The 21,846-nt window shown below is 32.6% G+C and carries 32 protein-coding genes and 1 pseudogene; 4 read left to right on the top strand and 29 right to left on the bottom strand.

Translation table 11 applies throughout. The features are described 5' to 3' along the window. The first annotated feature begins 25 nt into the window (after positions 1-25). Both MJ_RS02660 and MJ_RS02665 read left to right on the top strand, forming a co-directional pair. On the top strand, positions 26-616 hold the full coding sequence (locus tag MJ_RS02660) for a pyruvate kinase alpha/beta domain-containing protein (protein WP_010870005.1): 591 nt from the start codon (positions 26-28) through the stop codon (positions 614-616). Continuing rightward, the gene (locus MJ_RS02665; RefSeq protein ID WP_064496918.1) at positions 609-1,361 is read left to right on the top strand and encodes a DUF2334 domain-containing protein; all 753 of its coding nucleotides are present in this window, start codon (positions 609-611) and stop codon (positions 1,359-1,361) included. Before MJ_RS02660 ends, MJ_RS02665 begins: the two co-directional genes overlap by 8 nt. Here MJ_RS02665 and hisH read toward each other — a convergent pair whose 3' ends face one another. The 29 genes and pseudogenes from hisH to MJ_RS02805 form a co-directional block, all read right to left on the bottom strand. Beyond that, complete coding sequence (hisH, locus tag MJ_RS02670; RefSeq protein WP_064496519.1) at positions 1,362-1,952, bottom strand: imidazole glycerol phosphate synthase subunit HisH; 591 nt, start codon at positions 1,950-1,952, stop codon at positions 1,362-1,364. It abuts the gene before it with no gap. A 15-nt stretch (positions 1,953-1,967) separates the two neighbouring features. Beyond that, complete coding sequence (locus MJ_RS02675; RefSeq protein ID WP_048202361.1) at positions 1,968-2,510, bottom strand: TATA-box-binding protein; 543 nt, start codon at positions 2,508-2,510, stop codon at positions 1,968-1,970. A 151-nt stretch (positions 2,511-2,661) separates the two neighbouring features. Further along, positions 2,662-2,970 (bottom strand): 50S ribosomal protein P1, encoded by a 309-nt coding sequence (gene rpl12p, locus MJ_RS02680; RefSeq protein ID WP_010870009.1) that lies wholly within the window; start codon positions 2,968-2,970, stop codon positions 2,662-2,664. Positions 2,971-3,096: 126 nt separating this feature from the next. Beyond that, positions 3,097-4,113, bottom strand: coding sequence for a 50S ribosomal protein L10 (locus MJ_RS02685; protein ID WP_010870010.1), 1,017 nt, complete (start codon positions 4,111-4,113; stop codon positions 3,097-3,099). A 25-nt stretch (positions 4,114-4,138) separates the two neighbouring features. After that, complete coding sequence (locus tag MJ_RS02690; protein ID WP_064496520.1) at positions 4,139-4,798, bottom strand: 50S ribosomal protein L1; 660 nt, start codon at positions 4,796-4,798, stop codon at positions 4,139-4,141. A gap of 724 nt (positions 4,799-5,522) precedes the next feature. Beyond that, positions 5,523-5,675 (bottom strand): helix-turn-helix domain-containing protein, encoded by a 153-nt coding sequence (locus tag MJ_RS09925; protein ID WP_083774539.1) that lies wholly within the window; start codon positions 5,673-5,675, stop codon positions 5,523-5,525. 428 nt (positions 5,676-6,103) lie between these two features. Continuing rightward, positions 6,104-6,292, bottom strand: coding sequence for an LAGLIDADG family homing endonuclease (locus MJ_RS09930; protein WP_394296060.1), 189 nt, complete (start codon positions 6,290-6,292; stop codon positions 6,104-6,106). A gap of 231 nt (positions 6,293-6,523) precedes the next feature. Continuing rightward, entirely contained in the window at positions 6,524-7,192 is a 669-nt protein-coding gene (locus tag MJ_RS02700) for a thymidylate synthase (protein ID WP_010870012.1), read from the bottom strand. A gap of 337 nt (positions 7,193-7,529) precedes the next feature. Further along, positions 7,530-8,234 carry a hypothetical protein gene (locus tag MJ_RS02705; RefSeq protein ID WP_064496522.1) on the bottom strand — a complete coding sequence of 235 codons (705 nt, stop codon included), beginning with the start codon at positions 8,232-8,234 and terminating at the stop codon, positions 7,530-7,532. 152 nt (positions 8,235-8,386) lie between these two features. Continuing rightward, complete coding sequence (locus MJ_RS02710; protein WP_064496523.1) at positions 8,387-9,103, bottom strand: hypothetical protein; 717 nt, start codon at positions 9,101-9,103, stop codon at positions 8,387-8,389. A 272-nt stretch (positions 9,104-9,375) separates the two neighbouring features. Then, positions 9,376-10,128: a 4Fe-4S binding protein gene (locus MJ_RS02715; RefSeq protein WP_010870015.1), complete on the bottom strand. Its 753-nt coding sequence runs from the start codon at positions 10,126-10,128 to the stop codon at positions 9,376-9,378. Between the two features lie 43 nt (positions 10,129-10,171). Then, positions 10,172-10,663: a 4Fe-4S binding protein gene (locus MJ_RS02720; RefSeq protein WP_010870016.1), complete on the bottom strand. Its 492-nt coding sequence runs from the start codon at positions 10,661-10,663 to the stop codon at positions 10,172-10,174. Beyond that, positions 10,641-11,858 (bottom strand): 4Fe-4S binding protein, encoded by a 1,218-nt coding sequence (locus MJ_RS02725; RefSeq protein WP_064496524.1) that lies wholly within the window; start codon positions 11,856-11,858, stop codon positions 10,641-10,643. The genes MJ_RS02720 and MJ_RS02725 overlap by 23 nt, the downstream gene beginning before the upstream one ends. 5 nt (positions 11,859-11,863) lie before the next feature. Beyond that, positions 11,864-12,994 carry a hydrogenase large subunit gene (locus tag MJ_RS02730; protein WP_064496525.1) on the bottom strand — a complete coding sequence of 377 codons (1,131 nt, stop codon included), beginning with the start codon at positions 12,992-12,994 and terminating at the stop codon, positions 11,864-11,866. A 4-nt stretch (positions 12,995-12,998) separates the two neighbouring features. Next, positions 12,999-13,445: an NADH-quinone oxidoreductase subunit B family protein gene (locus MJ_RS02735; RefSeq protein ID WP_010870019.1), complete on the bottom strand. Its 447-nt coding sequence runs from the start codon at positions 13,443-13,445 to the stop codon at positions 12,999-13,001. A 113-nt stretch (positions 13,446-13,558) separates the two neighbouring features. Beyond that, the gene (locus MJ_RS02740; RefSeq protein ID WP_064496526.1) at positions 13,559-13,972 is read right to left on the bottom strand and encodes a DUF1959 family protein; all 414 of its coding nucleotides are present in this window, start codon (positions 13,970-13,972) and stop codon (positions 13,559-13,561) included. A 2-nt stretch (positions 13,973-13,974) separates the two neighbouring features. Further along, a complete protein-coding gene (locus MJ_RS02745) occupies positions 13,975-14,259 on the bottom strand; it encodes an energy-converting hydrogenase subunit EhaL family protein (RefSeq protein ID WP_010870021.1) in 285 nt (94 codons plus the stop codon). 11 nt (positions 14,260-14,270) lie between these two features. Further along, positions 14,271-14,516, bottom strand: a complete 246-nt coding sequence (locus MJ_RS02750) for a hypothetical protein (protein ID WP_064496527.1) — start codon at positions 14,514-14,516, stop codon at positions 14,271-14,273. A gap of 190 nt (positions 14,517-14,706) precedes the next feature. Further along, positions 14,707-15,585: a respiratory chain complex I subunit 1 family protein gene (locus MJ_RS02755; RefSeq protein ID WP_064496528.1), complete on the bottom strand. Its 879-nt coding sequence runs from the start codon at positions 15,583-15,585 to the stop codon at positions 14,707-14,709. Between the two features lie 201 nt (positions 15,586-15,786). Then, the gene (locus tag MJ_RS02760) at positions 15,787-15,987 is read right to left on the bottom strand and encodes a hypothetical protein (RefSeq protein ID WP_064496529.1); all 201 of its coding nucleotides are present in this window, start codon (positions 15,985-15,987) and stop codon (positions 15,787-15,789) included. A 19-nt stretch (positions 15,988-16,006) separates the two neighbouring features. After that, on the bottom strand, positions 16,007-16,663 hold the full coding sequence (locus MJ_RS02765) for a membrane protein (protein ID WP_010870025.1): 657 nt from the start codon (positions 16,661-16,663) through the stop codon (positions 16,007-16,009). Between the two features lie 108 nt (positions 16,664-16,771). After that, positions 16,772-17,467: an EhaG family protein gene (locus MJ_RS02770; RefSeq protein WP_064496530.1), complete on the bottom strand. Its 696-nt coding sequence runs from the start codon at positions 17,465-17,467 to the stop codon at positions 16,772-16,774. Between the two features lie 9 nt (positions 17,468-17,476). Next, positions 17,477-17,938: a DUF2106 family protein gene (locus tag MJ_RS02775; protein ID WP_064496531.1), complete on the bottom strand. Its 462-nt coding sequence runs from the start codon at positions 17,936-17,938 to the stop codon at positions 17,477-17,479. A 138-nt stretch (positions 17,939-18,076) separates the two neighbouring features. Next, a pseudogene (locus MJ_RS02780) lies at positions 18,077-18,339 on the bottom strand (EhaE family protein). Positions 18,340-18,360: 21 nt separating this feature from the next. Further along, positions 18,361-18,639, bottom strand: coding sequence for a DUF2108 domain-containing protein (locus MJ_RS02785; protein ID WP_010870029.1), 279 nt, complete (start codon positions 18,637-18,639; stop codon positions 18,361-18,363). Positions 18,640-18,647: 8 nt separating this feature from the next. Next, positions 18,648-18,893 carry a DUF2109 family protein gene (locus tag MJ_RS02790; protein WP_064496532.1) on the bottom strand — a complete coding sequence of 82 codons (246 nt, stop codon included), beginning with the start codon at positions 18,891-18,893 and terminating at the stop codon, positions 18,648-18,650. Next, positions 18,893-19,387, bottom strand: a complete 495-nt coding sequence (locus tag MJ_RS02795) for a hypothetical protein (RefSeq protein WP_010870031.1) — start codon at positions 19,385-19,387, stop codon at positions 18,893-18,895. Before MJ_RS02795 ends, MJ_RS02790 begins: the two co-directional genes overlap by 1 nt. Then, positions 19,387-19,683: an energy-converting NiFe hydrogenase A subunit EhaA gene (gene ehaA, locus MJ_RS02800; RefSeq protein WP_010870032.1), complete on the bottom strand. Its 297-nt coding sequence runs from the start codon at positions 19,681-19,683 to the stop codon at positions 19,387-19,389. The genes MJ_RS02795 and ehaA overlap by 1 nt, the downstream gene beginning before the upstream one ends. A 74-nt stretch (positions 19,684-19,757) precedes the next feature. Further along, positions 19,758-20,396: a helix-turn-helix domain-containing protein gene (locus tag MJ_RS02805; protein WP_064496533.1), complete on the bottom strand. Its 639-nt coding sequence runs from the start codon at positions 20,394-20,396 to the stop codon at positions 19,758-19,760. Between the two features lie 192 nt (positions 20,397-20,588). Here MJ_RS02805 and MJ_RS02810 point away from each other — a divergent pair, with 192 nt between their 5' ends. Together MJ_RS02810 and MJ_RS02815 are read left to right on the top strand one after the other, a co-directional pair. Then, on the top strand, positions 20,589-21,185 hold the full coding sequence (locus MJ_RS02810; protein ID WP_010870034.1) for a ZPR1 zinc finger domain-containing protein: 597 nt from the start codon (positions 20,589-20,591) through the stop codon (positions 21,183-21,185). Positions 21,186-21,405: 220 nt separating this feature from the next. Further along, positions 21,406-21,846 (top strand): universal stress protein, encoded by a 441-nt coding sequence (locus MJ_RS02815; RefSeq protein WP_064496534.1) that lies wholly within the window; start codon positions 21,406-21,408, stop codon positions 21,844-21,846.

Here is a 21,846-nt window from a genome sequence, read left to right on the forward strand (position 1 = left end):
AAAATTATCATGGAGGGAAGGAATAATGAAACTCTTTGACTATCCAGGAATTCAAAATACAGATGAGACATTAAAAATAGCTGTTGAGAGGGCTAAGAAGGGAGATATTAAAAGTATAGTTGTAGCTTCATCTACTGGATACACTGCTAAAAAATTGCTTGATTTGTTGGAGAAAGAGGGATTAGATTTAAATGTTGTTGTAGTTACATATCATCAAGGATTCCATGGAGAGGATACAATATCAATGGATAAAGAGGTTGAGGAAGAGCTAAAGAAAAGAGGAGCTAAGGTATTTAGAGGCAGTCATGCATTAAGTGGAGTTGAGAGAGGAATTTCAAATAAATTAGGTGGTTATGGTCCTGTTCAAGTTATTGCTGAGACATTAAGAACATTTGGACAGGGAGTTAAGGTTTGCTATGAAATCACAATTATGGCATGTGATGCTGGTTTGATAAAGGCTAAAGAAGAGGTTATAGCCATTGGAGGAACAGGTAGAGGGGCAGATACAGCGATGGTTATAAAGCCAGCTAATATGAATACTTTCTTCAACATAGAGGCAAGAGAGATTTTATGCATGCCAAGAATTAAAAAGAAAGTGAAAGAAGATGATGAATAAATTTAAATATTTGTTATTTCTTGTTGTATTTGCAGTATTTTTCTTAACATTTGCTTTTTTTGACAACAGTAGTAAAAGTCATCAGGATGATGATGAACAAAAACCAATAATTTTAATTCATGATGTCTCACCAGTGTATTTTAAAGAACTAAAGGAAATAGTAAAAATTATAGATAAATATCATTATCAAAATAGGAGCTATCTTTTTTTAATTGTCAATCATGCAAATAAATATAATTTAAAAAATTATCCTGAATTTGTAGATTATCTCCATAAATTAGAAAAAGAAGGTTACCATATAGAGTTCCACGCCTATAATCATATAGATGATGAGTTCAACTGTAACAAAACTGTGGCAGAGGAAAAATTAAATAAATCATTTAAAATTTTAGAGGAATGTGGTTTTAATCCTAAAAAAATAAAATATTTTATTCCACCAAGATATAAATTGTCAGAAGATGCTGAAAAACTGTTTTTAGGGAGAAATATTACAATAATCCTTGAAAATAAAATGATAACAGAAAAAGATGGGAAAATAGTTGAAATTAGTATTACAAACAGAGAATATACTTGGTATCTTCCAAAACCATTAGTAAAAGTGGCTGAAAAAATAGCAACAACTGATTATAAATTAAGTATAAAAGAAAATAGAAAGTTTTTTCTCTCAATTCATCCAAAGGCAGTTAATTATGGCAGTGGATTAGAGTTTTTAGATTATTTCTTAAATGAAACGTCAAAAAATTAATTATAACAACTCAACAAAATTTTCTATAATCTTTAAACCAATTTTTCCACTTTTTTCTGGGTGGAATTGGGTGGCAAAGACATTATCTTTGTTTATAACGCTTGGAAACTCTCTTCCATATTCAGTTTTTCCAACTATACAATCTTCATCTGGATTTACATGATATGAATGAACAAAGTAAAAGTAACTATTGTTTTTTATTCCTTCAAACAGTGGGCAATCTTTAACTATTTTTACACTATTCCAGCCCATATGTGGAAGTTTTTCAACATCCTTAAACTTGATTACATTGCCTTTTATTATCCCTAAACCTTTGATTCCTCTTTTCTCTTCGCTCTCTTCAAATAAAATCTGCATTCCTAAACATATTCCTAAGAATGGAACTCTATCATCAACAATTTTGTATATTGTCTCTTTTAATGGAGCTAAATTTTCCATTGCACTACCAAAATTTCCTACACCTGGTAGAATTATCTTATCACAAGCCAATAACTCCTCACTGTTGTTTGTTATTATTACCTTATCATAGAGTTCAACTGCCTTTTGAATACTTCTCAAATTCCCTGCGTTGTAATCAATTATTCCAATCATTTTCATCCCTAAAATTTAGAGTTCTTGAACTTCTTTTATTGTATCTAAAATCTTCTTTAGAGCTCTTTTGGCATCTTCCTCACTCTTTAAACCAGTAATAACGACCTTACCACTACCAAATATTAAAACAACAACCTTCGGGTCATCCAACCTATAAACTAACCCTGGGAATTGTTCTGGCTCATATTCAGTTCCTTCAACCATTAAGGCAATGTCATCTAAATTTGGCTCAATTCCTAAATCAGCTGTTGCGACCATATTTTGGATTTTAATTTCAGGGTTTTCAATAACATCAATTCCGGCATCTTTTAACTCTTTTATAATCTTTTTAATGGCTATTTCTGCCTCTTCTTTGCTCTTAGCTCCAGTACAATTTACCTTTCCACTTCTAAATATTAATAAAGCAACTTTTGGCACTGATAATCTACAAACTAACCCTGGGAATTGTTCTGGCTCATATTCAGCATTTTCTAAAATCATAGCAACCTCTTCTAAATCAATATTGTCTCCAATTTTTGTTGAGACTACAACATTAACAATCTTAATTTCTGGTTCCATGATTTTCACCTATTTAACAACTAACTTAGATATTATATAAAAACCCCATATATAAATACTTTATATATAAATACTTTTAAATATTACATAAAATTTGTATATTTAACTTAATAAATGTAATATTTAAAAATAAAAAAAGAAAGTAGAAAATTTATCCGAATAAAGCTGCCAATCCAGCAACTGCAGCTGTATCTTCTTCCTTCTTCTCTTCTTTTTTCTCTTCTTCTTTCTTCTCTTCAGCAGCAGCTGCTGGAGCTGCAGCAGCTGGAGCAGCTGCAACAGGCATTGCAGCGTTTGCAATAGCTTCTTCAATATCTACTCCTTCCAATCCAGCAACTAATGCTTTAACTCTTGCATCATCAACTTCTACACCAGCAGCTGATAAAACTGCCTTAATTGCATCTTCTGTGATTTCTTTTCCTGCACTGTGCAATAATAAAGCTGCATATATGTATTCCATAATTTACACCTCCAAATGTTCTCCTTTGTGTTTTATTTATTTGTTTTAACCGTAATATCTAAACAATATTAATTTGAAGTAGAGTTTGCAATTCACTATTTATAATTAGTTATTTATATTTTTCGGTTAGAACAATAGGGCTAATCCAGCCGCTCCTGTATCTTCTTCTTTCTTCTCTTCCTCTTTTTTCTCTTCTTCTTTCTCTTCCTCAGCTGCTGGAGCAGCTGAAACTTCTACTGAGGACAACTTAGCTTTAATGTCTTCATCCAATGCTTCGTCAGGCAATTTTGAAGCTAAAGCTAATGCCTGAGCCTGAGCTTTCGCTAATATGTCTCCAGCTGTTTCTTTTGTTACGAATGCTGTCTCTACTGATAAAGCTCTTGCGTTTATGAATGCCTTCTGTATTAAGAATGGCAATACTTCTTTTGCTGGATATGCTGTGTTAAATGCCAAGTTAAATGCGTTTTGGTATGCAGCTTGTATGTCAGCTAATAACTTCTCTTCATCAACCTTTAAGACATCTGGTGTGTAGATAATTCCATCTTCATAAACAGCTAAGATATTTAAACCAACTTTTATTGGCTTGATTCCTAATCTGTCTAAGACAGCTGCCAATTTTGGTGAAACAACTTCTCCTTTTTTAACAACAACTTTATCTTCTTTAATTGCAATTTTACCTTTTTCTATCGCAGCTGGAATACCAACACTTTTAAGCTCTCCTAAGAAAGGTCCTGGAGGCATTCCAGTTGAACCTTTCTCAACTTTAATGTCACAAGGAGCTATTTGTCCTCCTCTTACAGGAGCAGGACTTTTGTTCTCTTCTAATAATTTGTATAACTTGAATGGGTTCATGTCTGTAACTAATATAGCCGCCCCTCTCTCAACGTAGTTTGCTAACTCAGCTAATTTTGGATTGTTTAATTCTTCAGCAGCTTCTTTTAAAGCTCTTATAATTAAGGTGTTTCTTGACATTCTTAATTTAACTTTGTCCCTGATTTTATCTCTAATCTCTTGCAATTGAGGGGCAGGAACGTCCATCATATCTACAATAGCCACTACAGGCTTACTTTTAATAAGCCCCTTGAGTGTTTTAACTTCTTCAATTTTCCATGGGGCTACGTGTGCTTTCACTTTTGTTTCCATTTCTATCCCCTTCACTTATTATTATTTATTTTTTCTTAGCCTTCTCTTTCTTAACCTTTACAGCAGGACCCATGGTTAGCTTGACATAAGCATCTTTTATGTGGTAGAGACCTTTTTCATACTTCTTAGCAACAACGTTTAAAACTGCCTCTATGTTATCAACTATCTGCTCATCTGTCATTTTTTCATTTCCAACTAACACTTGGAAGTATGGCTTATCTCTTGTGTTTATAACAACTGTTTTCTTTAATCTTTCAACTAATGGTTTTATGTTTGCGTTAGCTGGAACTGGTTTTGGCATCTTTCCTCTTGGCCCTAATATAACCCCCATATATCTACCAATTAATGGCATTAAATCTGCCTGTGCTATAAAGAAGTCATGGGCTTTAGCTATTTTTCTTAATTTTCTTTTGTTTTTACCTAATTCTTCAATTTCTTCTTTTCTAATAACAGTTAATCCTAATTCTTCTGCCTGTTTAGCTAAATCTCCAGTTCCAATAACTGCTATTTTAGCTTCTTTCCCTCTTCCATGAGGAAGCACTACTTCTGTTTTTATTCTGTTCTCTGGCTTCCTCATGTCAATCTCTTTGAGGGTTGCTATGAATTCAAATGACTGTGTGAAGTTTCTCGGCTTCGCGAGTTCGCGAGCCTCCTTCACCGCTTGCAACAGTGCTTCTCTGTCCATAGTCATCCTCCTTTCTTTTTTATATTTAACAAAAAGCATCCATATTATATGGTATCTGATATAAATATTTTACTTAAAAAAGATGAGGCTATTTTATAAATCTTTAATAGCAAATTTCAGGAAATTTTGAAAAATTTTATATTGCTAAGATATCAGAAACCATATATAAAATTTTCGGTTGAGTGAAAATGAGAATTAAATAGTAGAATAAAGTCTCAAAATCCGTAGATTTTATAAGATTATAGGAAAATAATTCTATTCTGACTTTATATAGTAAATTCAACTGGCTAAAATAGTTTTATTTTCTATGAAGCTAATTTTATCTCTATATGCTAAATAAACAAAAAAGCTTCAGAAGTTGAGTTTCATTCCCTTAGAGTCTGATTTTGGTATCTATCTAAATAAGATTTCTTGAAAAGTGTGCTTTGATAAAGTTTTCATCCCAAATCGCTGATTTTAATATAGTAGATATTGAGTGGAATATACAAAAAGAAAAAAAGATATTTCATTTCGAATGGGTCTGATTTTAATCATTCAACGAGACAAACCACAAACCATAATAACAAAAATTAAAAACCCAACTGCCCAAAATTATCAACAGACACAATATAAATATAATACATATTTTATCACCCTATCAATGTAAATATGCATGCTAACAGAATGATGCACATAACTTCTTAATTGAGTATTTGTCTTTTCAGCCACAATTCTCCTAAATTAATTAGTGTGGTACTTTAATAATACCTTCTTTTTGTAAACATCTTTTTACTGTATTAAAATCTCTGCCAATCCTTTTCCTTATTTGATTAATGTTATAACCTTCGTTATACAATTTTATTATTTCATTCCTTTCTTTGTCTGTTAAGTAGTTCACTCTTTTTCATATTACATACAATATACATTTTGTCGTATTTTCTTTTTATTGAAGTTCCAATTTTTCTCTGAAATCGTTAAAACTATGTGGTTTTATAAATATTTTCCAAACATCCCTTTGATTTTCGTTTTTTCGTTTCCTGAATTCTAATCTATATTGTATATCTAAACTTTCTAAAAATTTAAAACACAAATCTATTAGTTTCTCGTTAGTATTGGAAATATGGATAAATGCACTTTTTGAATTTCCTCTTTTACTATTATTATTTACTATATAATTATTTCGACGCATCCTTCACTGTCGAACATCCCTTTCAAAAACATTGCTATATAATCATGATTACTTTTGAACATTTTTATGTAACCTTCATATTTGTCCAAATTCCAGTACCAATCGTAGAAGTATTTTGAGTATGCTCTAACAACATATTAGTTTTTTCTCCCTCCATTATCATACTTAATAGTAGACCTTTGAATTTTTGTAAGGCCTATATTTCTAAGATGACGTTCAAACTCATCGACAAAATCTTTATCTATTGCATTCAGATTAATATAGTGATGTCTACTGTTTTTATTTTTAGTAACACATCCATCTCCTTCTATTACTCTAAGATATATGCTAAACTTTCAGAAGGTTCAAGATTTAGTTTTAGTCCGTTTCTAATAACCCTACTTTCGTTATACTGTCTCAGGACTATATTTCTTTTTTTTCAAATGATATCTTACTGTCTCATGATGTAATCCAAAATAATTTGCTATTTCCGAAATAGATCACTTCTCGTCTAAATATAATCTGATAAATTCATTAATCATTCTGTCACTTACCTTTTTCCTAACACCCATTTTCAATCACCACAAATATTTCAAACATTCAGGGAAGTATTTTTTAATATAGTCAAAATCCCGGTCAACATAAATATGCATTGAAATAGCATGATGAGTATAAGTACCATAACCAACGCCAACCTTTTTTGCTATATACTCTCCCAACGTTATCAGACCTATCGCATTACTTACGAAAGCCAGTAGTGCGTCATTGCTTCTGAAGATAACAGTTTGATACAGTTTCCCATTTCTAATTAAGAATTGAACAAGTTGCAAACAAGGGACGCTTCCTCTTTCATCCCTACTAACCTCAATATCAATTTTTGGATTCCAAGTAATTGCTACAGCTCTCCTACTATTTTTTTGTTGATTTAATTTTTCAATAATATAATCTATTTGGTTAATTTTTTCATCAGCATAAGGATATTCAAACAACCTCTGATGATAATCATAGCTGAAAACATTTTTAGAGCCATATAAAAGATTTTTTGTGTATTCTTCCACAGCTTTCTCTCCCAACGGATATTTTTCTGGAACTTTTTTTAATTTTGGATTTGTAATTTCTATAATCGTATTTCTAATTTCTTTAGTCCTCTCTTCAAACTCTGTCTCAACTACTTCGCCATCTTTCAATATTTTGGGAATTAATTCATTAAAAGCTGAGGCTACAGAAGGCTTTTTTATACATAGCATACTCTCCCTTTGTAATTGTATTTAATTATGATAAAAAATAGATACAACAAGTATAAAAATTTGATGAAATATAAAAAAGATTTAAATATCTTCCATTTCAATTATATATAACCATAGAGGGGGCGTAGCCCCCTCTATTGGGATACTCCCCCAAATCTTGCTTGGACATTAATTGGGGCTGAAAGCCCCAACTTATAACCAATTATCAAAGAAAATATTATTTACTATGGAATTTAGAAGCCCAAAGGGCTTCTATAGTGCCTTATTTAATTAAAAACTTTGATAATTGGTTAAATGGACGTGAAGTATCCCAATAGAAGGTTTCCTCCTATGGGAGTTAAATGTCTTCCATTTCAGTTATTATATAATTTCCTTCCTTTCCTTCAAATCCTCTAACTAAGAATGTTTTTCCATTTAATTTTAAGCAGATTTCTCTAATTGTATCGTCAATTCCATACTCTTCAAGCATATCTAAAATTCCTGGCATAAATTGCTCTAATGTTGCTGGCGGGATGTAGCATCTTTTTGAAGATGTTCCAAAGTGTATCTTTCCAAACACCTTAATTTTTACATCTACATCTTCTGGGTCTATTTCTCCACAATTTCTGCAAATATAAACTAAACCTCTTGGTTTAATCTTAGTATCAACAATTCCTCTACATATTTTACAGTAATAATTTACAAATATTGTTGATTGTGAAACCTCCAATATGGCTGGAACTTTCACATCTAAAACTTCTCCTCTATTGTATAGTTGTTCTTTAGGAATTTCTGGAATTTCTCTTGGATATTTTACACCTTTAATAACTTTTTCAACTATTCTAACGCTCTTTTCTTCTGTTATTCTACCAAATATCTCGTAACATTTTCCTCTCTCTAAAGGAATTGTTGTTATAAAATTGGCTACTCCATCTTTATCAACCATAGTTCCAATGTAAAATATTGAACCTTCTTCACTCTCCTTCCTTCTGATATCTACAATTTTAACTTTTGTTAAAATTTGAGAATTTGGTAGTAGTGATTTTATCTTTCCTAATACCATAAATATCACCTGATTATTAATTGGATTGAATTTACACCTCCGCCATAAGGCGGAGGTGTTAGGGTGTGTCCCAATAGAGGGTTTCCCCCTATGGTGGTTTTATTTTTCCCAATACCATAAAATATCACCTAAAAAATCAATTTATTGATAATTTAACTATTTATTGTTTCTTCATCAGTCTCTTCCTCTTCTTTATCCTCTTCTATCAATTCAGGAGCAACTCTTGGCAATACAACCTCATCTATAAACTTTTTATGGACAATGTATTCCTTAGGTTGAACAATTACAGGTATATCATTTAGCGTTAAAGATATTGCTTTCCTTAATTCTCCTTCCTCAGTTCTAAATTCAACAGCTCCAAATCTCACAAATCCTCTGATAAACATCCCCGTAAATATTTCTGGATTTGCTTTAATTCCAAACAGTCTCAATCTTCCCCATCCGTATCCATCAAATATTCTAAATATGGTGTAATCTTTACCCGTAGATGTTCTTTTATGTTGAACACCTACAACAATTCCAACTATTATCCCTCTCTGAATAGGGACTCCATTAATATCCAAGTAAGTTATTCTTTCATCATCTTCGTCAATTCTTTTCAAATACTTGGCTCTACACAGAGACAATGGAATTGGAACTGCAGTTCTCATTTCTTGCCCTTTAACAACCTTCAAATCATCTAAATTTCCAACAAACCTTACATCTTTTTTTGGATATGGTTCATATATACCCAATATGCTTTCATAATCATCAGCCTTAATTTGCAAATAGATTTCCTCTAACTCCTCAACACCTTCATCAGTATAGACGGTTGAGTATCTCACAATCTCTACTCTATCATCCTCAATTTTTATCCCATATTTTACCATAATCATCACCTGTAATAATTGGTAATAATAATTTATGTGACTATATGACTATACAAATCTTTATATATGCCCATATATATACTTTTCGGTTAAACCAACTTGATGCTAAAAAAAAATCAATACTTAATATAAAAACAGAAATCTCAATAGATTCATCAAAAATAGCTTAAAAATAAATTTATTATTGGGACTTCTGCAGTTTATATATCAACTTTGGAATTTAGATGCCTAAAAGACATTAATTTCCTTTAAAGATTTATTCTTGTATTATATTATTTCTTTTCCCACATCTTTATGGCATTAGTTGGACATACATCTACACATCTTCCACACAATATGCACTTATCCTTATTAATCTTAACTTTATCTCCATCTTGATCAATTGCGTTGATAGGACATTCTTCAATACAAACTAAACATCCAACACATAGATTTTTATCAACTTCAATGTCTCTGGTTTTTATTACCTCTCCAAGCTCTCTCTCAACCTTTATACATTTTTTTGGGCAGACCTCAGCACAAGCACCACAACCCATACATAAATCTAAATTAACCTCAATGCTCTTTCTTCTAACTGCCTTTATAGCATTTGTTGGACAGAATCTTGCACAAATTCCGCATTTTATGCAAGTATTTTCATCAAGCTCATATTTTTTTAACCTAATCTTTCTGTGAGGGATTGATTTTTCTTTTATTGTATAATGAACTTCGCTATCTTCAATCTCTGCCCTTCCCTCTATAACATATATTGCTCCAACAGGGCATGTTTGGGCACAAATTTCACATTTAACACATTTATCTTCAATTATCTTTGCAGATTTTTTAACCTTCGCTTTTTCAATTGCATCTACTGGGCATTCTTTGTAGCAAAGATTGCATCTAATACATTTAGTTTCGTTGATATATAACAATTTATAAGTTATGGGAGTTATTTTTTTGGCTACCTCATTAATATACTTTTTATCCCCATCTATCTTTGATAATATCTCATCCAATGACTTTTTTATCTCAATCAATGTAATCACCTTTCAATGCAAACTATTATGACTTTTTATGAAATAGTATTTCTTATCGTAATATTATAGCATTTAACGGGCAAATTTCTTCACACTTTCCACAAAGCTCACACTTATTTATATCAATCCTTATTTTACTTCCATATTCTTCAATAGCATTAAATGGGCAATTCCTTAAACAAACTAAGCAAGATGCACATCTCTCACTTATATAATCAATAAATTCATACTTATCTACTTCAATAATCCTTGCATCTTCGTTAATTTCGCATCTCAATCTTATTATTACAATTGCATTTGTTGGACAAACTTTTTTGCATTTTCCACAAAACACACATTTTTCTTTATTAATAGTTATATATAACCCATCACTACTGTAGGTTATTGCATTCACTGGGCAGATTTCAATACATTTTCCACAGCTAATGCATTTATCCTCTTTAACGATAATCTCTCTTTTATTTAAAATAATATTAAATTTTGGGAGTAATTGGATATTTTTATCAGCTAAATTGAAATGTTTAGCTATTATTTCCTTTATCATACAGCTCCCTCTTTTTTTCCATTATTCTTTTATTTTCTTCATAAACTCTCCTTTTTAGCTCTTCTTTCAACTTTTTGAGGGATAACTTTTCAATCTCTTCTTTAACCTTTCCATACTTCTCAGTGTATAAGACTAAATCCTTCTCAATGCTCTCAATTATCTTATCCTCTATTATTCTAACTTTAACCGCCTCTTCTGCCTCTTCTGGCTTAACAACTTTTATAGCTCCAACAGGACATTCTCTTGCGCATGCTCCTCCTCTAACACACAACTCTGGAACAATATATGGTAGTTTTGTCTCTTTGCTAATTTTAATAGCCCCTGACCCACACACTTTCTGACAAATTCTACAGCCAATACACAAATCCTCATCAATAACGTAGCAAATATCCTTCCTCTTTGGTATAATTGGTTTATAAATCCTTATTGCAGTAGTTGAACAAACTTCTATACATAAACCACACTTTACGCACTCAACAACCTTTTTTTCATTTAAATCAATCTCTCCTACGCATACATCTTTACATATTCCACAACTTACACACAAGCCACTAACAATATGTGGAATTTTTTCAATAACGTTCTCCTTAATTTCCAACTTCCCAGTAATTTTTTTATTTTTAATTTCAAAGGCTTTATCTATCTTCTCTTTCAATGTTTTTTCATCAACAACAACTATTGCATTCTCTATAGGACAAACTTTGATACATTCTTTACAAGAAATACATAAAGCCATATTTATTACATATTTCCCTTCTTTACGCTCAATTACATTGATTGGGCAAGCTCTTTCGCAATTTCCACATCTAACACAGACTTCCTCGTCAATTATAAGATTGCTATATTTAGGTTTATCAAAAAATAAGCCCTCTGTCTCAACCCTATGCTTATCCATCTCTAAAACTCCTGTTGGACAAACTTCAATACAGTTGGCACATGCTACACAAGAACCTTCATCAATCACTGGAAGTTTTTTGTTATACTCTTCGTTGTATATCATTTCAATTGCAAAGGCTGGACAACTTTCCTTACAACCTTCACAGGATATACATTTCTCAGGAAATTTAACAATTGGAGGTATTTTTCTATATCTTTCTGGAGGAATATAGGAGCTTTTATCTGATTTTGCATCAATAAATCTTTTAATCCACTTTTTTCTTGCAAATTCATAAAGATACCATAGCGAAGATGCCATAACAATCACCTAAATTTAATACTAATTGGAATCTCCTTGCCATCCTTTACTGCAACTATGCATCTCTCTGTGCATGAAACGCAAGGGTCGATACTTGTATAAGCAGATACAGCATCAGCTACAGTTGGACAAGTCTTTAGCATATATTTATACGCCTCCAAGTTCATAACTGTAGGAGTTCTAATCATTATCCTCTTTATTATCCCTCCATCAGTTATTTCCATCCTATAAGTTACCTCTCCTCTTGGAGCTTCATTCCTCCACTCTCCTTTTCCTCCTTTAATCTCTGCCTTAACCCTTATATCTCCAGAACACTCTTCATAATGCTCTAAAGCCTCTCTAATTAATCTAACGCTCTCAATAATCTCTTCATGCCTAACCATCATCCTTGCAAAGTTATCTCCTTCCTCCCTCCACACTGGCTTAAATTTCAACTCTTGATATGTTGAATGTCTTAACCTCCAATCACTTTCTGGCAATCCAGAACCTCTACAAATTGGCCCAACAGCCCTCGTCCTCATAACTTCATGATATGGCAAAATACCAATTTCTTTACTTCTTAAAGCTATTAAAGGCCCTGTTTCAAAAACCTCAATAATATTTTTTAGTTCATCTTCAAAGATATCGAGTTTTTTATATATCTCATCCATCATCTCTCTATTTATGTCTCTTCTAACTCCCCCAATTACATTATAACCCATATTAACCCTATTTCCAGTAATCATCTCCATTAAATCCATAATTATTTCCCTAACATTCAAAAGCCACATAGCAAGTGTTTCATGTTCAATAGATAAATTATACACTGCTGAAGCAATTAAATGGCTGTGTATTCTCTCTAATTCACAAGTAACTACCCTAAGATATTTTGCCTTGTCTGGAATCTCTATCTTTGATATATGCTCAATGCATTCAGCAAACGTCATCGTATGCACATAGGAACAGATACCACAAACTCTTTCTGCTAAGTGAATTCCTTTATGGCAATGTTTTCCTTCCATAATTTTTTCTATTCCTCTATGAACATAACCCATTTCAATTTCAGCATCAACAGGTTTCTCTCCATCTAAAACAAGTTTAATCCTTAACGGCTCTTTCAATACTGGATGAATTGGTCCTATAGGAATTGTTGCCATATTTTCACTCATCTTTATTTTTTAATCTCTTTTCTCTCATTGCTATTGCCTTAGGAGCTACCTTTAAGATTGTTTCAATAATCTCAGAAGGTCTTGGAGGACATCCAGGGATTTTTGCATCTACAGGAATAACTTTATCAACTCCTCCAACAACATGTCCTTCCTTAAAAATCCCTCCACTCAATGCACAAGCTCCAACAGCAACAACTATCTTTGGTTCTGGTGTTTTTTCATAAATCTCCTTTAATCTCTCTGCCCATTGTAAAGTTACTGGCCCTGTAACTAATAAAACATCCGCTTCTCTTGGGTTATTATGGACGTAAATCCCATACTGCTCAATATCGTATCTTGGAGCTAAGCAGGCAACTATCTCAATATCGCATCCATTACAACCCCCAGTATTGACAACACAAACATGTATTGACCTTTTTCTGAATAATTCTTTCATCATGGCTATTCCTCCCAATAAATTTTAAGAGGCATTGCTTCTTTGCAGAAGCAATGCATCCTGGGTATCCCAATAGGGCGAAGCCCTATGGTTTCTGAATAATTCTTTCATCATGGCTATTCCTCCTTTAACAATTTGATAATCATCTGCCTACCTTCCTCCAACGCCTCTTTATATGGCTTTTTATACAGCAAATAACTTTCAACTACCTTTTTTCTAATTAAATCTGCTTCTTCTTTTTTTATAAGTCCAAAGAAATCACTAAGCCAGCACAGCCCTAAATCAATATCTACCTTCCTTCCTAAACAGCCCATCTTTGCCTGCTCTGCATAAGCATGGAGTTCATAACAAGATGCAAAATCCAATTTTTTTGCAAATATTTCAATAACTTCCTCAACCTCTATCTTTAAAGCTTTAGCTATTGGAATAAATACATCATCCATTAAAAATCTATTATCCTTAAGAACATTCATCTTCTGTTTTAATGAATTCTCAACATATTTTTTGTCAATATCAACAATCTCAGTCATAATTACCACCTCAAGAAATAAAGAAACAGGGCAACTGCTAATCCAACAACAAATTCAACTCTTCCATATCCAGGTCTCATACCTAAAGGAAATCCAATTAATAGACATCCAAGCATATACAACGGAGAATTAATTAAAATCCCCCCAAATACTGAAATAGCTAAGGCAAACTTATCAATACCTTTTTCTACATAAGGAGAGGAGTATTTTCTATAGCTATATTCCAATCCAATAAAGTTTCCAATGATAAACAATATTATAGCCAAATTTAGCTCAAATAATCCCATGATTTCACCATTTACACAGGAATGTAGAGTTTATAAATTGCATATGCAAAGAAAGCTAAAACTAAGAGCATAAATAAAACCTCAATATCTTCCATTTTATGGGCTATTTTTTTGTTTATGGTTGAGATTGTTAATATCAAGATTAAGCTAAATGCTAAAACTACTGGAATGACATTTATTTGCAATAGATTAACCAATACACAATAAATCACGGCAATAATGCATGCAATTGTAAAGAAATAAATGTAGCTTTTCATTTTATCCACCCACTGTTAGTCTGTATAAGACCCATAGAGGGGCTTCGCCCCTCTATTGGGATACTCCCCAAATCTTACTAATTTACACCTCCGAGCGTAAGCGAGGAGGTGTTAGGTTTTGGTGAAGCTTTTACTAAAAGGTTCATCCCAATAGGGGGTTTCCCCTATGGATACAATGTAGCTTTTCATTTTATCCACCCACTATTAATCGATATAGGACATCACACAATACAAGTCCAGCAATTGTCATTTGAAGCATGACTGAATGATGAGGAGCTAATAATGGTGTTAATCCATTAACAAATGCTAAAATCACTGTCATTACAACCATTACAGCCAATGTTAATACAGGGCTGTTTATTACTAAAGGACCAATAAATACAGCTATAAAGAGCCAGAGCAATACAAAGTATGCTATTGCCTCTGCAATGTAGATTATAGCCCCTAATAAACCATAATGCTCTGTCATATATCCGCTAACAATATCTTTACCCTTAACTATCCCAAATGGACTGTTTGGAGCTTTTGAAACAAGCAATATAAAGAATGCGAATGCACAAATTGGCATTTTAAACAATAAACTGCCGTGTATTTCTTGATAACTCAATATATCTGAAATTAAAACTGAATGTGTTGTTAAGTATATGGCAGCAACAACTGCAAATAATGGCACTTCTGCAGCTGCTGAAAAGACACTTCTAACCCCTCCTATCTTTCCATAAGGAGACCCAGATGACAAACCACAACCATGCTCCACTATTTTTTGCAATACATAGATTCCTATAATTATAAGGAGGGATGACTTGAAATCAATAGCTATAATTAATGCAGCTAACCAAATAGCAATATCCAATAAAGCTACAAATATATAGAGAGGATTTCCAGCAGTTATTGGGAAAGTTATTTCCTTTACATAGAATTTTAGTGTATGCAATAGATATTGGATTATTGGAGGTCCTGGTCTTCCTTGAATCCTTGCCATTATTTTTCTATGTAATCCAAGTAACAGAGAACCAACAAGAAATGCATGGATTGTTAAGTTTATAGCTCCGATAAGTGAAGTATCCATAAGCATCACCCAGATTTTATCAGTTGTAAATTTACACTTCCGAGCGAAGCGAGGAGGTGTTAGTTTTTGATGAAATGGAGAGCTATGCTTTCCAGCTATGAAAACTCTAAGAGTTTTCGTTCAACTTTTTCTAAAAGTTTCGTTTATAGTCCCTATCAGTGAAGTATCCATATCCTCACCCAGATTTTTATTTTAATATTTTCAATATCCTCTAAATGGCAATTTTCCAGCATCTTTTCTTCTTGTTTTTGGAATTATAAATGCTCCAATTCCATATAGGAGAGAAGGAACTGCAATAATATATAGGACATAGCAAATCAACCCATTAAGCATAACAATCCCAATAACACACAACAAACCAATAATCAATGAATATAATCCATATTTTCTCTCTTCATCCATGTTTTTCACCTAAAGTATTTTAAATTGTCAATAGAATCTCAACAGTCCTTACAATCAACAACAGTGAGGAGAGGTGTATCATCAATATGTATGGTGAGCCAGGAGCTCTAAACATCTCCGCCTTTGCAGCATAGAAGGGAGCTATCCCAGTTTCTCCAGCCATTCCAGCGGCAAATATAATTTTTTCAAATAATAGGGATGTTTGTATTTTTGGCAGTTCAAAGATTGATAATGTCCCTGTTTTAGCCAATATCATCCCTGCAGAACCAAATAATGGAAGGGTGGCAATCATCGCTATAAGTCCATACTGATAACTTGCATTTAACACCCATTCTCTTTTAACTGCTGAGACAATACCTATATTTGCAATCCCAACTAAAGTTAAGAATAAGGCATAATCAAACAAATCATAAGTTAGCATAGCTCCAGCAGTTGCTATTCCGCAGACAATAGCCATCATTCTCCTAATTTTTAACTCATTTAGTGTTACTACCTCTAATTTATCTTCAATTTTAAATTTTTGAGCTTCTAACTGCTTTTCTGGCTTTGTTAAATAAACTATGATGGTAAATATTACTGCAGTGATAAATCCAATAATTGAAAATTCTGAAAAGCCAAATACAATGTCTCCAAATGGAACAATTCCAAATAGATAGCCAGTTATTGATTCAATCATTTTATCTCACCTAATTTTATTAAATAATGGACATTAATTAGGGCTGAAAGCCCTAACTTAATGGACGGGTGGTATAGCAATAGGAGGTCTCCTCCTATGCTTTGTCAATCATCTTACCTCACCTATATATCCAATAAGTCCAAGTTTTGAGCCAACCTTTATAACTAAACCTAAACCAGCCATCAATAGACACAGTAACCATTTATCTGGGAACACAAAGAAACCTATAAATCCAAATATCCACAAAGCCCATGCAATTCCAGATAATCCAGATATTCCCTCCCACATTGTTTTTAATTCCTCTGAAATCTCCACGCCAATAACTCTCTGAGATAGTGCATAAAACAGCAATCCAGTAGCTATAACCGCCCCTCCAGTAAATCCACTCAATATAGCTCCATAAACAATTAAAATTATTGCCAAAAATTTTGGTGAGGTTTTTAAAATTTCCATATGAATATCATACTTCAATTCTCCTGTATATAGTGGAAGTTTAAACTCTTCAAACAACTTGTAGCTTTTTGGCTTAGGTCTTTTTGATTTTAGATATTTTCTTGTTATTAAAACCTCTGAAACTGCTAAAAGTTCAGCTAAACTAACAACTAAACCTGGCAAAATTAACGCTTCAGCTAAATCTGTTCCAACACCTGCTATAATTATAAGCATGGCACACTCAACAACATCAGTCAATATTAAAGCATGTAAATCATTCTTTTGAAATCCAATAGCCAATAATGACAAAATTCCAATAGCAAATCCAACCAATATCGTTGGATGGTATATACTGTAGATGATGTTCTCCATCTCTCCCACCTAATCCTTGTTGAAGAATAACCAGCTAAATATTATGAACGATATTAGCAGTATAGAACTTTCAAGCACTGTATCCATTCCTCTTGTATAGTATAGGATTTCATCCAATATTCCTCCAGGTGTTGAGACTATTGTTGTCCCAAAGTAGTAGGTTTTATCTTTAATCCATTCAGCTATTGGAGTTAGATAGGCAGTTATCTTTCCAAGATTAGGTTCATATTGTGGATATTGAGCTTTTAACTCTGCAGGTTCTTTTAATGGAATCCCTCCTCTATCATAAGGTGCTAATGGTGTTTTTAGTGTTTGAGAGTGAGGAATTGGTTTTGGATAAAGTTGATTGGGATTTAAGTAATGAGGCATCAATAACCCAAATATAAAGACTAAAGCTAAGAATACAGAGAATATTCTTGGGACAATTTCTGGCTTTGATAAATAGTTCCATATTTTACCAAGTTTTTTCATTATTACCCACCTCAAATTTTTCCAAACAAATTAATCAAAATTAATTTACACCTCCGAGCGTAAGCGAGGAGGTGTTAGGGTGTATCCCAATAGAGGGTTTCCCTCTATGGTTTCCAAGTTTTTTCATTATTTCCCCCTTTATTGATTATTTTCTTTATATTCGGCATCTAATATCACTGCTCTAATCAAAATTAAACTCAAAACTGCATTAACTGCAATAAATGTCATCAATGCAAGGGCTTCATCATAAGCTAAGAATATTAAAGAAACGCCTATTGTTGGTACTTCAACATTTAACATCCTAATTAGGGGATTATCAACTTCGGCCCTATAACAGTTCCAAGAGTTCCAATAATTAATAGTGCATATCCAATATAGAGAATATATTCAACGAGTTCCATAAATATTCACCATACTTTTTCTTATTTAGACAATATTGGCAAATTTCTACCATATCTTTTCTTTTTCTTTACTGTTGTTAGGTATTTCAAATATCCAAGTAATAAAATTACTGTGCAGATTGGTTCGCAGAGTGATGAGACTATAGCAATATCCAGGTAATAACATGAAACAATTAAACCAATCATCCCTATTTCTAACAAAGCAAGCATAATAATTTTGTTTATTGGATTTGTATGTAAGATAACTCCAATTCCTCCCAATATGCAACATATTCCAGATACTAATGGTAAAACCTCCAAATTTTCACCTATTCAATATGTTTTGTTTGCTCTATTGTATAGGCAATTGCATTGGATGAGATAGTTGAGCATATAAAGTATGTTATAGCCACTATACCTCCCATTGGTGAATCCACATATAGAGCAATTAATGCAGAGATACAGAAGCTTAAACAACAAAGGTAAAGCAATTTTCTTGCTCTACTTCTTTCTAAGAATATCCTTGCTGTCATTAACAATGCTATAAATCCAATAATTATCTCTACAATATCCATCATTCCCCTCTATTCATCTTTTTAGCTATTTTTCCAAGTAATATAGAGGCATATCTGTGCTCAAATCCTTGAATTGTAAATATTGCCAAGACCATTCCCACAATGAAATATTTTGCTTCAATTATTGGATTTAGGAGATAGATAATAGCAGTTATTGTTAAAGCTCCAATAGTTCCAGCATAACCTGGGTCTGCACATAGACGATTACCAATCCAAACCAATAAAGCCGCTATAAACCCTCCTTCAATTCCCATTAGGTAGTTCATTATTGAAGCCAATAATGTTCCTGCTGAGGCATCTGGAGAGCACACAATATTTCCCATAAAGTAGCCTCCATTTAAATTTCCACCGATATCTCTAATCTTCTCTCCTATTGTCTTAGCTCCTAAAACTCCTGGCTTTTCTGGAAGTCCAAAATAAGTATCGATAAGAACAAAGTTAAGCCAGCAGATAATCCCAGCAATAATTATTTTTACAATTTCAACAATCTCCATTACGGCTCACCAAATAACTTATCAGCATATTTTGATAATAGAGCTCCAAACAGCCCAGCAAAGAATGCCAAGCTTATATAATCCCCAAATAAATTCCTAAATATTGCCTCAATGCCTAAAGCTAAGATTGGTGTTGGAAATATAATAGATGTCTCAAAGCTAAACCTTATAGGCTTTTCTTTTGGGATTATTGGAAGTTTTAGGACTAAAGCAACAATTACTGATGTTATTAGAGCTATTAGATATAAAATAATAATATCCATCACTCTCACCAGCAATGAATTATTATACACCATAGGGCTTCGCCCTATTGGGATACCCAGAGCGGGGCTTCACTACGTTCAGCCCCACTTTCTTTTATTTCCCTGATTTACCAGCAATGAATTATAACACAATCTTTATTTATTGAATAAATTGGTGGAACTTCATCTTTTGGAAATACTTGGATGATAACCTTCTTCCCAGTTTTTTTCATGAATTTTTTTTCTAATCTCCTAATATCTGAGCAATCTAAGAATATCTCAACATATTTATTGTCAAGATGTTTTCCTATGACTTTTATTCTCCCTCTTGATAGTTCTATCCTCTCAATATCCATAACTTCTAACCTACTTCTCATCTCATTTAATAAGTTCTCCTTACTTATTATTAATACAGGGTAGTTTTCAATTAACCTAAGATACCCCTTATCACCTTTTTCAATAATTTCAGATACAAATTCTGCAAAAGTATCTTCAAACTTTAAAAGGGAGAGTGCATCTAAAAGTTCAATTATTGGATTTTCAACATTGTTTGAGGAGAAACATTTTAATAAACCAAGAGTTACAGCAGTTGCTATAAGTTTAGTTGCTGGTCTTTTTCCTTTCTCTAACATGCTGAGATGAGATTGACTAATTCCACTTTCTTTAGCTAATTTTGATTGGGTAATTTTTAATTTTTCTCTAAAAGCCTGGATATATTGAGGATTTAATAGTATTGCCCTTTCAATAATCTCTAATTTTTTATACATGTTCTCACGAAATTGATATTTGATATCTACCAAATAAATTAGGAAAACATATTCCGCCATTTTTCATAATCAATCATTATATTATCGCCATGGAATAACATTATCCTCTGGGAAATATATAAAAGTTACCCACAAAAAATAAGACGAAAAGTTTATATATTAGATTGATTAAAAGTTCCCATAGGTGATAAAATGGAAAATGTGCAAAGGTTAGACTGTCCAGTATGTGGAGGTAAAGGCACTTTTGTAATAACCTCTCACCAAATAGATATCCCATACTTCGGCCCTGTGTTAGAAACAACGATGATTTGTGAAAAATGCAACTTTAGAAGAAGTGACGTGTTTCCATTAGAAGTAAGGGAGCCGAAGAAATATATATTAAAAATTGAAAGTGAGAGGGATTTAAATAAAAGAGTTGTTAGAAGTTCTTCAGCATATATACAAATTCCAGAACTTGGAGTTGAAATTAAGCCTGGTCCATTAGCTGAAGGGTTTGTTAGCAATGTTGAGGGGGTTTTAAACAGAGTTGATAACATTTTACAGACTTTAATTAGATGGGCTGAGACAGAGGAACAGAAAAAGAAAGCTGAAGAGCTTAGAGAAAGAATAAAGAAATTAAAAGAGGGTAAAGAAGAAGCAACTTTAATACTGATAGACCCATTAGGACATAGTGCCATTATTGGAGAAGGTGTTGAAGAAGAGATATTAAGTGAGGAAGAAGTTGAAAAACTAAAAGAAGGCATTGTAATTATGGACTTAGATAAAGATAAAGAGAAAGAAAAAGAATAAAAAATAATGGCTCAGTTCGGGTAAGTATCATCACAGTTCAGCTAACCCTCTTTTCATCATTGCCATATTTATATATATTTTCAAAATTAATGATTTTTATTAGGAGTTAATAGGGTTTATATGTGTATTATCATGTTGATAATCACTAATGAAAAAGGTTTTTATTTTATTGGCACTTAAATATTATATACTAAATTCAATAATAAGAAATGGTGAAAACTTGTATAAAAAAATAGTCATCCCAACTGATGGTTCAGATGTTTCACTTGAAGCTGCAAAGCATGCAATCAATATAGCTAAGGAGTTTGATGCAGAAGTTTATGCAATATATGTTGTCGATGTCTCTCCATTTGTTGGACTTCCTGCAGAGGGAAGTTGGGAACTGATAAGTGAGCTTTTAAAAGAGGAGGGGCAGGAAGCATTAAAAAAAGTTAAAAAAATGGCTGAAGAGTGGGGAGTTAAGATTCATACAGAGATGTTAGAGGGTGTCCCAGCAAATGAGATTGTTGAATTTGCTGAAAAGAAAAAGGCAGATTTGATAGTTATGGGAACTACTGGAAAGACAGGATTGGAAAGAATATTATTGGGAAGTGTAGCTGAGAGAGTTATTAAAAATGCACACTGTCCAGTTTTAGTAGTTAAAAAACCAAAGAAAGAATAA

Origin of the sequence: Methanocaldococcus jannaschii DSM 2661 (assembly GCF_000091665.1) — an archaeon.
Taxonomy (GTDB): Archaea; AGJL01; Methanococci; order Methanococcales; family Methanocaldococcaceae; genus Methanocaldococcus; species Methanocaldococcus jannaschii.

Excerpts from the sequence above, each read along its gene's own strand:
- MJ_RS02660 (WP_010870005.1), top strand. The coding sequence starts at position 26 with ATGAAACTCTTTGACTATCCAGGAATTCAAAATACAGATGAGACATTA.
- MJ_RS02665 (WP_064496918.1), top strand. The coding sequence starts at position 609 with ATGAATAAATTTAAATATTTGTTATTTCTTGTTGTATTTGCAGTATTT.
- hisH (WP_064496519.1), bottom strand. The coding sequence starts at position 1,952 with ATGATTGGAATAATTGATTACAACGCAGGGAATTTGAGAAGTATTCAA.
- MJ_RS02675 (WP_048202361.1), bottom strand. The coding sequence starts at position 2,510 with ATGGAACCAGAAATTAAGATTGTTAATGTTGTAGTCTCAACAAAAATT.
- rpl12p (WP_010870009.1), bottom strand. The coding sequence starts at position 2,970 with ATGGAATACATATATGCAGCTTTATTATTGCACAGTGCAGGAAAAGAA.
- MJ_RS02685 (WP_010870010.1), bottom strand. The coding sequence starts at position 4,113 with ATGGAAACAAAAGTGAAAGCACACGTAGCCCCATGGAAAATTGAAGAA.
- MJ_RS02690 (WP_064496520.1), bottom strand. The coding sequence starts at position 4,798 with ATGGACAGAGAAGCACTGTTGCAAGCGGTGAAGGAGGCTCGCGAACTC.
- MJ_RS02700 (WP_010870012.1), bottom strand. The coding sequence starts at position 7,192 with ATGCTATGTATAAAAAAGCCTTCTGTAGCCTCAGCTTTTAATGAATTA.
- MJ_RS02705 (WP_064496522.1), bottom strand. The coding sequence starts at position 8,234 with ATGGTATTAGGAAAGATAAAATCACTACTACCAAATTCTCAAATTTTA.
- MJ_RS02710 (WP_064496523.1), bottom strand. The coding sequence starts at position 9,103 with ATGGTAAAATATGGGATAAAAATTGAGGATGATAGAGTAGAGATTGTG.
- MJ_RS02720 (WP_010870016.1), bottom strand. The coding sequence starts at position 10,663 with ATGATAAAGGAAATAATAGCTAAACATTTCAATTTAGCTGATAAAAAT.
- MJ_RS02725 (WP_064496524.1), bottom strand. The coding sequence starts at position 11,858 with ATGGCATCTTCGCTATGGTATCTTTATGAATTTGCAAGAAAAAAGTGG.
- MJ_RS02730 (WP_064496525.1), bottom strand. The coding sequence starts at position 12,994 with ATGGCAACAATTCCTATAGGACCAATTCATCCAGTATTGAAAGAGCCG.
- MJ_RS02735 (WP_010870019.1), bottom strand. The coding sequence starts at position 13,445 with ATGATGAAAGAATTATTCAGAAAAAGGTCAATACATGTTTGTGTTGTC.
- MJ_RS02740 (WP_064496526.1), bottom strand. The coding sequence starts at position 13,972 with ATGACTGAGATTGTTGATATTGACAAAAAATATGTTGAGAATTCATTA.
- MJ_RS02745 (WP_010870021.1), bottom strand. The coding sequence starts at position 14,259 with ATGGGATTATTTGAGCTAAATTTGGCTATAATATTGTTTATCATTGGA.
- MJ_RS02750 (WP_064496527.1), bottom strand. The coding sequence starts at position 14,516 with ATGAAAAGCTACATTTATTTCTTTACAATTGCATGCATTATTGCCGTG.
- MJ_RS02755 (WP_064496528.1), bottom strand. The coding sequence starts at position 15,585 with ATGGATACTTCACTTATCGGAGCTATAAACTTAACAATCCATGCATTT.
- MJ_RS02760 (WP_064496529.1), bottom strand. The coding sequence starts at position 15,987 with ATGGATGAAGAGAGAAAATATGGATTATATTCATTGATTATTGGTTTG.
- MJ_RS02765 (WP_010870025.1), bottom strand. The coding sequence starts at position 16,663 with ATGATTGAATCAATAACTGGCTATCTATTTGGAATTGTTCCATTTGGA.
- MJ_RS02770 (WP_064496530.1), bottom strand. The coding sequence starts at position 17,467 with ATGGAGAACATCATCTACAGTATATACCATCCAACGATATTGGTTGGA.
- MJ_RS02775 (WP_064496531.1), bottom strand. The coding sequence starts at position 17,938 with ATGAAAAAACTTGGTAAAATATGGAACTATTTATCAAAGCCAGAAATT.
- MJ_RS02790 (WP_064496532.1), bottom strand. The coding sequence starts at position 18,893 with ATGGATATTGTAGAGATAATTATTGGATTTATAGCATTGTTAATGACA.
- MJ_RS02795 (WP_010870031.1), bottom strand. The coding sequence starts at position 19,387 with ATGGAGATTGTTGAAATTGTAAAAATAATTATTGCTGGGATTATCTGC.
- ehaA (WP_010870032.1), bottom strand. The coding sequence starts at position 19,683 with ATGGTGTATAATAATTCATTGCTGGTGAGAGTGATGGATATTATTATT.
- MJ_RS02805 (WP_064496533.1), bottom strand. The coding sequence starts at position 20,396 with ATGTATAAAAAATTAGAGATTATTGAAAGGGCAATACTATTAAATCCT.
- MJ_RS02810 (WP_010870034.1), top strand. The coding sequence starts at position 20,589 with ATGGAAAATGTGCAAAGGTTAGACTGTCCAGTATGTGGAGGTAAAGGC.